11 protein-coding genes and 1 pseudogene are annotated in these 7,319 nt (G+C 69.7%); 10 read left to right on the top strand and 2 right to left on the bottom strand.

Annotation, left to right across the window (positions count from 1 at the left end):
• Positions 1-323 (bottom strand): annotated as a pseudogene (locus B3E43_RS15920) (preprotein translocase subunit SecA); the annotation flags it as partial.
• A 242-nt stretch (positions 324-565) separates the two neighbouring features.
• Between B3E43_RS15920 and B3E43_RS15915 the strand changes: the two are divergent.
• Genes B3E43_RS15915 through B3E43_RS15890 form a run of 6 tightly spaced genes read left to right on the top strand, consistent with a single transcriptional unit; the run spans position 566 to position 4,050 of the window.
• Positions 566-1,531: a peptidylprolyl isomerase gene (locus tag B3E43_RS15915; protein ID WP_292031265.1), complete on the top strand. Its 966-nt coding sequence runs from the start codon at positions 566-568 to the stop codon at positions 1,529-1,531.
• On the top strand, positions 1,528-2,919 hold the full coding sequence (gene argJ / locus B3E43_RS15910; RefSeq protein WP_292031262.1) for a bifunctional glutamate N-acetyltransferase/amino-acid acetyltransferase ArgJ: 1,392 nt from the start codon (positions 1,528-1,530) through the stop codon (positions 2,917-2,919). Before B3E43_RS15915 ends, argJ begins: the two co-directional genes overlap by 4 nt.
• A gap of 21 nt (positions 2,920-2,940) precedes the next feature.
• On the top strand, positions 2,941-3,174 hold the full coding sequence (locus B3E43_RS15905; protein ID WP_292031260.1) for a hypothetical protein: 234 nt from the start codon (positions 2,941-2,943) through the stop codon (positions 3,172-3,174).
• Positions 3,171-3,446 (top strand): type II toxin-antitoxin system RelE/ParE family toxin, encoded by a 276-nt coding sequence (locus tag B3E43_RS15900; protein WP_292031258.1) that lies wholly within the window; start codon positions 3,171-3,173, stop codon positions 3,444-3,446. The genes B3E43_RS15905 and B3E43_RS15900 overlap by 4 nt, the downstream gene beginning before the upstream one ends.
• Positions 3,443-3,847 carry a (deoxy)nucleoside triphosphate pyrophosphohydrolase gene (locus tag B3E43_RS15895; RefSeq protein ID WP_292031256.1) on the top strand — a complete coding sequence of 135 codons (405 nt, stop codon included), beginning with the start codon at positions 3,443-3,445 and terminating at the stop codon, positions 3,845-3,847. The genes B3E43_RS15900 and B3E43_RS15895 overlap by 4 nt, the downstream gene beginning before the upstream one ends.
• Positions 3,848-3,867: 20 nt before the next feature.
• Positions 3,868-4,050, top strand: a complete 183-nt coding sequence (locus B3E43_RS15890) for a Flp family type IVb pilin (RefSeq protein WP_349677593.1) — start codon at positions 3,868-3,870, stop codon at positions 4,048-4,050.
• Here the strand turns inward: B3E43_RS15890 and B3E43_RS15885 are convergent.
• Positions 4,047-4,937, bottom strand: coding sequence for a methyltransferase domain-containing protein (locus B3E43_RS15885; protein ID WP_292031255.1), 891 nt, complete (start codon positions 4,935-4,937; stop codon positions 4,047-4,049). The genes B3E43_RS15890 and B3E43_RS15885 overlap by 4 nt on opposite strands.
• Here B3E43_RS15885 and B3E43_RS15880 point away from each other — a divergent pair.
• Genes B3E43_RS15880 through B3E43_RS15865 form a run of 4 tightly spaced genes read left to right on the top strand, consistent with a single transcriptional unit; the run spans position 4,936 to position 7,318 of the window.
• Positions 4,936-5,742, top strand: a complete 807-nt coding sequence (locus B3E43_RS15880; protein WP_292031253.1) for a ComF family protein — start codon at positions 4,936-4,938, stop codon at positions 5,740-5,742. The genes B3E43_RS15885 and B3E43_RS15880 overlap by 2 nt on opposite strands.
• A 54-nt stretch (positions 5,743-5,796) precedes the next feature.
• Complete coding sequence (gene grxC / locus B3E43_RS15875; protein ID WP_292031251.1) at positions 5,797-6,054, top strand: glutaredoxin 3; 258 nt, start codon at positions 5,797-5,799, stop codon at positions 6,052-6,054.
• On the top strand, positions 6,051-6,890 hold the full coding sequence (locus tag B3E43_RS15870; protein ID WP_292031332.1) for a carbon-nitrogen hydrolase family protein: 840 nt from the start codon (positions 6,051-6,053) through the stop codon (positions 6,888-6,890). The genes grxC and B3E43_RS15870 overlap by 4 nt, the downstream gene beginning before the upstream one ends.
• Positions 6,887-7,318 (top strand): DUF1178 family protein, encoded by a 432-nt coding sequence (locus B3E43_RS15865; RefSeq protein ID WP_292031249.1) that lies wholly within the window; start codon positions 6,887-6,889, stop codon positions 7,316-7,318. Before B3E43_RS15870 ends, B3E43_RS15865 begins: the two co-directional genes overlap by 4 nt.
• The last annotated feature ends 1 nt before the right edge of the window (position 7,319 follow it).

Below are 7,319 nucleotides of genomic sequence, written 5' to 3'. Positions count from 1 at the left end.
GTCTTGCCCTCGCCGGTGCGCATCTCGGCGATGCCGCCGTCATGCAGGATCATGCCGCCGGCCAGCTGAACGTCATACTGGCGCTGGCCCAGCACCCGCTTGGACGCCTCGCGCGCCACGGCGAAGGCCTCGTTCAGCACCTTGTCCAGCGTCTCACCGGCCGCGATCCGGTCACGGAAGGCGTCTGTCATCATGCGCAGCTCGTCGTCCGACAGGGCGGCGAACTTTTCCTCCAGCGCATTGATCTTCTGAACCCGGCCCATGAAGTCCTTGACCTTGCGGTCATTGGAGGAGCCGAAAATCTTCTTGGCGATGCCGAGCATGGATGATCCGAAGGCGGGCGAGCGACAGGGGCTCTGGTACTGAAAGGTCCCGAAGGAGCGGCGACGACTGCGCGGGGGGAGGGGGCATCGGCGACGACGGCCCGGTGCGCCTGTCACAGGCGCGCGCGAGGGCCGCGCGATCGTTCGAAAACCCCTCGACTTGGGCGCAGGCGGGACTTAAGCACCGGCCTTATCCCTGTCAACGCGAGGGGCTTTGCCGCCCCGTGACGGAGCGCGCCCAAATGCGGCCTTCCAGCCCCTTCGTCCCCGTCCTTCTTGCGGCGTTTCTGGCCCTTGCGGCCTGCGGTCGCGGCGGCGGCTCCGACCGCGCGCCGGAGCCCGGCGACCGGTCCGTCGCCGAGGTCCAGGGCCAGACCATCTGGGCCTCCGACGTCAAGCGCGAGGCGGTAGCGCAAGGCCTGGTCGGCGAGGGCGAACCGCTGGATGTGACCTCCGACCTGTTCCGCCGCGTACTGGACGAGGTCATCGACCAGAAACTGCTGGCCCGCGAGGCCGAACGCCGTGGCCTCGACAACTCAGCCCTCGCCCAGCGCCGGCTGGAGGCGACCCGCGAGCGCATTCTCGGCGACATGCTGGTCGAGACCGTGGTCAACGGCTCGATCTCCGACCGTGCGGTCGAGACCATCTATCAGGAGCAGGTGCGTCTGGCGCAGACGTCGGAGGAAATCCGCGTCCGCCTGATCCTGTCGCGAACCCGGCCCGAGGCCGACGCCGTCATCGGCATCCTGGCGCAGGGGGCGGCCTTCGAGGCCGTGGCAGCCGAGAGCTCGATCGACGACGCGACCCGCTATTCGGGCGGTGATCTCGGCTACCGGACGATCGACGTCATGCCGGAAGCGTACAAGAATGCCCTGCGCGACCGGCCCGCCGGCTCGACCGTCGGCCCGTTCCAGACCGAGGGCGGCTGGGCCGTGCTGCGGGTCGAGGACCGCCGTCGCGAAACCCCGCCCACGCTGGAGCAGGCGCGGCCGCAGATCGTCCGCTACCTGACCTATGAGGGCGTGCGTCAGTTGCTCGAGGAGTTGCGCGGCAAGGCCGAGGTCGAGGTGCTTCTGCCCGGCGACACGCCCCGCTCGCAGGAGCCGGCCTCGGCGCCGCGCCCGCCCGCCCCCTCGGCCGGCACGTCTGCCGCGCCCGCCGCGCCGCCGCCGGTGGCCGCGGCTCCTGCACCGAAGACGGCGTCATGAGCCGTCCGCCCGGGGCCGGCCGCGCCTCGACCGGCCAGAAGATCGAGCAGGCCATCGAAAAGGCCTTCGATCCTCTCGCCACGGCCCTGAAACGCGCCACCACCCCGCCGCCCCCAAAAGCGCTGACGTCTCCCGCGCCGGGCAAGCCCGGGCTTGAGATTTCGCCGCTGGCTGTGCCTTTTCCGACCATTCCGCCCATCGGCGGGGTCGAGATCGCGACCGCCCGGGCCGGCTTCTACAAACACGAGCGCGACGATCTGGTCGTGTTCCGTTTCGCCCGCGGCACGACCTGCGCCGGTGTCTTCACCCGGCACAAGATCGGCTCCGCGCCCGTCGACTGGTGCAAACGCCAGCTGGATACGTCCGAGGGCGGGCAGAACGTGCGGGCCCTGGTGGTCAACGCCGGCTGCGCCAACGCCTTCACCGGCAAGGCCGGGGCCGATGCGGCCCGGCGCACCGCCTCCGAGGTCGCCAAACGCTTCGGCTGCCGACAGCGCGACGTCATGCTGGCCTCCACCGGCGTGATCGGCGTGGTGCTGGATGACCGCAAGATCGTGGCCCGGATGCCGGATATCGAGGCCGGACTGGACCCTGACGCCTGGGCGCGCGCGGGTCAGGCCATCATGACCACCGACACCTTCCCCAAGGGATCGTACGCCGAGTGCGAGATCGAGGGCCGCAAGGTCCGCATCGCCGGGATCGCCAAGGGATCGGGCATGATCGCCCCCGACATGGCCACCATGCTGGGCTTCATCGTCACCGACGCCGCCATCGCCCCGCCGGTGCTGCGCGCCCTGCTGGGCCTGCACGTCCGCACCACCTTCAACAGCGTGACCGTCGACGGCGACACCTCGACCAATGACACCTGCCTGCTGTTCGCCACGGGCGCGAGCGGAGCCCCGCGCATCGGCCGGGTCGGCGACCGCCGGCTGAAGGCGTTTTCGGCGGCGCTGGACAAGGTCATGCTCGACCTCGCCCACCAGCTGGTCCGCGACGGCGAGGGCGCGACCAAATTCGTCAAGGTCACCGTGGACGGGGCCGCTTCGCCAGCGTCCGCCCGCAAGCTGGCCAAGTCGATCGCCGACAGCCCGCTGGTCAAGACCGCCCTGGCCGGCGAGGACGCCAACTGGGGCCGGGTCGTCATGGCCGTCGGCAAGACCGAGGAGCCGGTCGACCGCGACAGCCTCGCCATCCGCTTCGGCCCCCATGTGGCGGCGATCGACGGCGCCCCCGCCCCGAACTACGACGAGGCGAAGATGAGCGCCTATATGAAGAAGGCCGAGATCGACATCACCGTCGACGTCTGCTCGGGCCGCGCCTCCGCCACGGTCTGGACCTGCGACCTGACCAAGCGGTACGTCGAGATCAACGGCGATTATCGATCGTGATTTTCGTGGTAGACTCGGGCCATGAGCGTGAAACCGAAGCTCGATGATCGCTACGCTGACGAGGTCACTCCTTTCATCAGCGCCGAGCTGTATGACGACCTGACCGGTGAAGAGCCGTCGCCCGGTGCCGTTGCCTGGGCACGCAGCCAGTACGAGCGCGCCATGGCCGACCCGCGTCCGCCGCTCACGTCAGACGAAGTCTGGAAAAACCTGCTGGCCCGCCATGAGGCGCGATTGAAACGGGACGACGCTTGAGCCGCCGACTGCTGTTCTTGCCGACGGCAGAGTTCGACCTTGCCAGTGTCTATGACCTGATAGCCTGGGACTCGCCGTCAGCGGCGTTGAGATTCGTTGACGATATCCGGCGGCGTTGCGAGCCGCTGACCGATTTTCCCCGGATGGACCGACCTCTGGACGAGTTGGTTCACCGCATCACATTCGATCGCCGCGTGGTGGTTCTGTACGCATTCGACGATCACACGGTGTGGATCACAAACATCCGATACCTCGGACGCCAATGGCCATGACCCTCCCCACCGTCCTCGTCGTCGCCGTGGCCCTGATCGATACCGACGGCCGGGTGCTGATCGCCCAGCGGCCCGAGGGCAAGAAACTGGCCGGCCTGTGGGAGTTTCCGGGCGGCAAGGTCGAGGCCGGCGAGCGGCCTGAACAGGCCCTGATCCGGGAATTGCAGGAAGAGCTCGGTATCGACGTCAACGAAGCCTGCCTGGCTCCGTTCGTTTTTGCGAGCCACGCTTACGATTCGTTTCACCTGTTGATGCCATTGTACCTCTGCCGACGCTGGTCGGGGGTGGTGCAGAACCGCGAGCACGCGGCGCTGAAATGGGTCCGGCCGAACCAGCTTTCGGACTTTCCCATGCCTCCGGCGGACGAACCTCTGGTCGCCTGGCTGCGCGACCTGCTCTAGCCGCCGAAAGGAGGGGGCCGATGATGAGACGCTTCCTCTCCCGCTTCGGGCGCGACGAAAGCGGCGCGACCGCCATCGAATACGGCATGATCCTCGCCCTGATGTTCCTCGTCATCCTGGGCGCCCTGCAGGCCTTCGGCGGCACGGGCAGCGGCATATTCAACACCGCGATGGACAAGATCCGGGCCGCCATGGGCGGCTAGACGCCGTCCTCGCCCGTCTGTTCCCTGACCCCCAGCGCATCCGCCAGCCGCATCTTCGCCGAGCCGCGCGGCAGCGGCTTCTGCTGGCTCTCATGCGGAGCCCAGCCGGCCAGGTGGACGATTTCGAAGGTCGCCGGGATGCGGCCGTCAGCGTCGGCGTAGCGTTCGACATAGAGCTGCGCGGCCCGAGCGAGGATGCCCCGCGTCAGCGGCCGTACGGCGCCCGCCAGTACATTGGTCTCGCCCATGGCGCGCAGGTCGCGGATCAGGGCCAGCAGGTCGGGATAGCGCACCGTCACCCGGTCCACGTCCGCCACCGGCAGGGCGAAGCCGGCCCGCTGCAACAGGGCTGCCCCGTCGAAGCCGTCGGCGAAGGGCGAGACCCGTGCCTGGGCGCCGCCGCGCGCCTCCAGCTCCGCCTCGGTCAGGACCGCGCGCAGCTCCTTCAGCGTCCCGGCCCCCAGAAGCGTGCCGAGGAACAGCCCGTCCGGCTTCAGCGCCCGCCGTATCTGACTCAGGGCGCCGGGCAGGTCATTGGCCCAGTGCAGGCTCATCAGCGAGACGATCAGGTCCTGCGACCCGGCCGCCAGATCGGGCGGCGTCACGCCCGGACCCGCCCGCGCGGCCCGGTCGCCCACGGTCTTCACCGGCCCGACCCGTTCGGCCGCCGGGCTGTCCGCCAGCGCGGCGGCGAAAGCCCCCGGATGCGCCGACAGATCGGCCGCCTCCGGCCAGTTCCGCATCAACGCCTCCAGACTGCCGACGGCATTTTCCGCCGCCCGCCCATGCAGGAAGTCGGCGCGGGCGAGTGTCCTTTCACTGCGTTCAAGCCTTGCCGCGCGGCGCTGAACGTCGAAGATGCGGGGAGGATCGGAGGAGGGGCTCATGCGGCTTCAGGATGGGGTCTGGCGCGACCGATTGAAAGCCGCCGTCCCGCAGGTCGCGCTCGGCGCCCGCGCCCTGGGCCGCGGCCTGGCCGACCTGCTGCTCCCGCCGCTGGCCCACGACAGCCCCGAGGCCGCCGCCTCTCCCGGGCTGACCGCCGGGGCGTGGAGCCGGGTCACCTTCCTTGAAGACCCCGTCTGCGACGGCTGCGGCGCGGGGTTCGAGATGGACGGCGGCCCTTTCGCCTCACCCCGCTGCGCCGCCTGCCTGGCCGAACCCTACGCCTTCGCCCGGTCCCGCGCCGCCTGCGTCTATGACGAGGCCTCGCGCGGCCTGATCCTCAGGTTCAAGCACGGCGACCATCAGCCCTTCGCCCCCCTGTTCGCCCGCTGGATCGCCCGCTCGGCCGCGCCCCTGCTGGACGAGGCCGACGCCGTCGTGCCCGTGCCCCTGCACCGGTTCCGCCTGCTCTCGCGGCGCTTCAACCAGGCTGCGGAGATCGCCCGGCCGCTGGCCCGAGAGGCCCGCCTCGACTATCTGCCCGACGCCCTGATCCGTACGGCCCACACGACCACCCAGGGCGGCAAGTCCGCGCGCGGCCGCCGCCTGAATGTCGCAAAGGCCTTCGCGGTCAGCGAGGCGGGGCGTCGTCAGATCAAGGGCCGCCGCATCCTTCTGGTCGACGATGTGTTGACCACGGGCGCCACCGCCGAGGCCTGCGCCCGCGCGTTGATCGAGGCCGGCGCCCGCGCCGTGGACCTGGCCGTCGTCGCCCGGGTGCGCACGGCACGGCAATTGCCTACATAAGCCTGACCCTGTGCTCGCTGTTTGAAAGCGGCGAAAATTGACTGGAGTTCCGCATTGGCCGACGTCGTCATCTACACCAAGCCCGGCTGTGGCTACTGCCACGCCGCCAAGGATCTGCTCGAGCGCAAGGGCGCTGACTTCACCGAAATCGTCGCCTCGCACGACCCGGCGAAGAAGCAGGAGATGATCCAGCGTTCGGGCGGGCGCATGACCTTCCCGCAGATCTTCATCGACGGAAAACACGTCGGCGGCTCCGACGAGATCCACGCCCTTGACCGCAAGGGCGCGCTGGACCCATTGCTCGAGGCCTGATGGCAACGCTTCCGATCGCCCTGATCCAGACCCGCACCCCGGCCAGTCCGGCGGCGGCCTTCGCCCATGTCGAGCCCCTGATCCGCGATGCGGCGGCGGGCGGGGCCAAGCTGATCCTGACGCCGGAAGCGACCAATTTCCTGATCAAGGACCCGGCCGCCCGCGCCGCCGCCCTGACCACCCAGGACCGCGACGCGGTCATCGGCAACCTCCGCGCCCTTGCCCAGGAGCTCGGCGTCTGGCTGCTGATCGGCTCGGCCATCGTGAAGTCGGGGCATGAGGGCGATGACCGCGCCGCAAACCGCTCCCTGCTGATCGACGACGCGGGCGCGGTGGTCGCAACCTATGACAAGCTGCACGTCTATGACGTCGACCTGCCGACGGGCGAGCGCTGGCGCGAAAGCGCCGCCATCCGACCGGGCGACGGCGCTGTCGTGGCCGACACGCCCTGGGCCCGACTCGGCCTGACCATCTGCTACGACATCCGCTTCCCGCATCTGTATCGCGCCCTGGCGAAGGCCGGCGCCGGGATGATCTCGGTTCCCGCCGCCTTCACCGTCCCGACGGGCGACGCCCACTGGGAGACCCTGCTCCGCGCCCGCGCCATCGAGACCGGTTGCTGGATACTTGCCCCCGCCCAGGCCGGCCTGCATGAGGATGGCCGCCGCACCTGGGGCCGATCGACCGTTGTGGGGCCGTGGGGCGAGGTGGTCGCCAAACTCGACCACGACGAACCGGGCGTCCTGTTCGCCATGCTGGATTTCGACGCCGTGACGCGCGCCCGCAACGCCGTGCCCCAGCTGACCCACGACCGCGCATTCGCGGAGCCGGCATGATCCGCTACGCTCTCCAGTGCGACGGCGGCCATGGCTTTGAGGCCTGGTTCGGCGACTCGGCCGCCTATGACGATCAGGCCGCGCGCGGGCTGGTCGAATGCCCCCATTGCGGTTCGCGCGGCGTGTCCAAACAGATCATGGCCCCGGCCGTGGCGGGGACCCGCAAGTCCACCCTCTCTGCTGATCCCGAAAAGATGCGGACCCTGATGATGCAGGCCGCCCGCGAGGTGCGGTCGCACGTCGAGCAGAATTTCGACTATGTCGGCGACGCCTTCGCCCGCGAGGCCCGCGATATCCACGAGGGCCGGTCCGAGAAGCGCGAGATCTATGGCGAGGCCACCCCCGCCGAGGTGAAGAAGCTCAAGGACGACGGCGTTCCTTGCGCCCCCCTGCCGCCGCTCCCGCCCGATCCCGCCAAGGCCCACTGAC

The sequence above is a fragment of the Brevundimonas sp. UBA2416 genome (genome assembly GCF_002343105.1).
GTDB lineage: Bacteria > Pseudomonadota > Alphaproteobacteria > Caulobacterales > Caulobacteraceae > Brevundimonas.
This window is presented reverse-complemented; position numbering and strand designations above follow the sequence as displayed.

What these genes read in the sequence shown, in the direction of transcription:
- B3E43_RS15915 (WP_292031265.1), top strand. Translation starts at nt 566, where the DNA reads ATGCGGCCTTCCAGCCCCTTCGTCCCCGTCCTTCTTGCGGCGTTTCTG.
- argJ (WP_292031262.1), top strand. Translation starts at nt 1,528, where the DNA reads ATGAGCCGTCCGCCCGGGGCCGGCCGCGCCTCGACCGGCCAGAAGATC.
- B3E43_RS15905 (WP_292031260.1), top strand. Translation starts at nt 2,941, where the DNA reads ATGAGCGTGAAACCGAAGCTCGATGATCGCTACGCTGACGAGGTCACT.
- B3E43_RS15895 (WP_292031256.1), top strand. Translation starts at nt 3,443, where the DNA reads ATGACCCTCCCCACCGTCCTCGTCGTCGCCGTGGCCCTGATCGATACC.
- B3E43_RS15890 (WP_349677593.1), top strand. Translation starts at nt 3,868, where the DNA reads ATGATGAGACGCTTCCTCTCCCGCTTCGGGCGCGACGAAAGCGGCGCG.
- B3E43_RS15880 (WP_292031253.1), top strand. Translation starts at nt 4,936, where the DNA reads ATGCGGCTTCAGGATGGGGTCTGGCGCGACCGATTGAAAGCCGCCGTC.
- B3E43_RS15885 (WP_292031255.1), bottom strand. Translation starts at nt 4,937, where the DNA reads ATGAGCCCCTCCTCCGATCCTCCCCGCATCTTCGACGTTCAGCGCCGC.
- B3E43_RS15865 (WP_292031249.1), top strand. Translation starts at nt 6,887, where the DNA reads ATGATCCGCTACGCTCTCCAGTGCGACGGCGGCCATGGCTTTGAGGCC.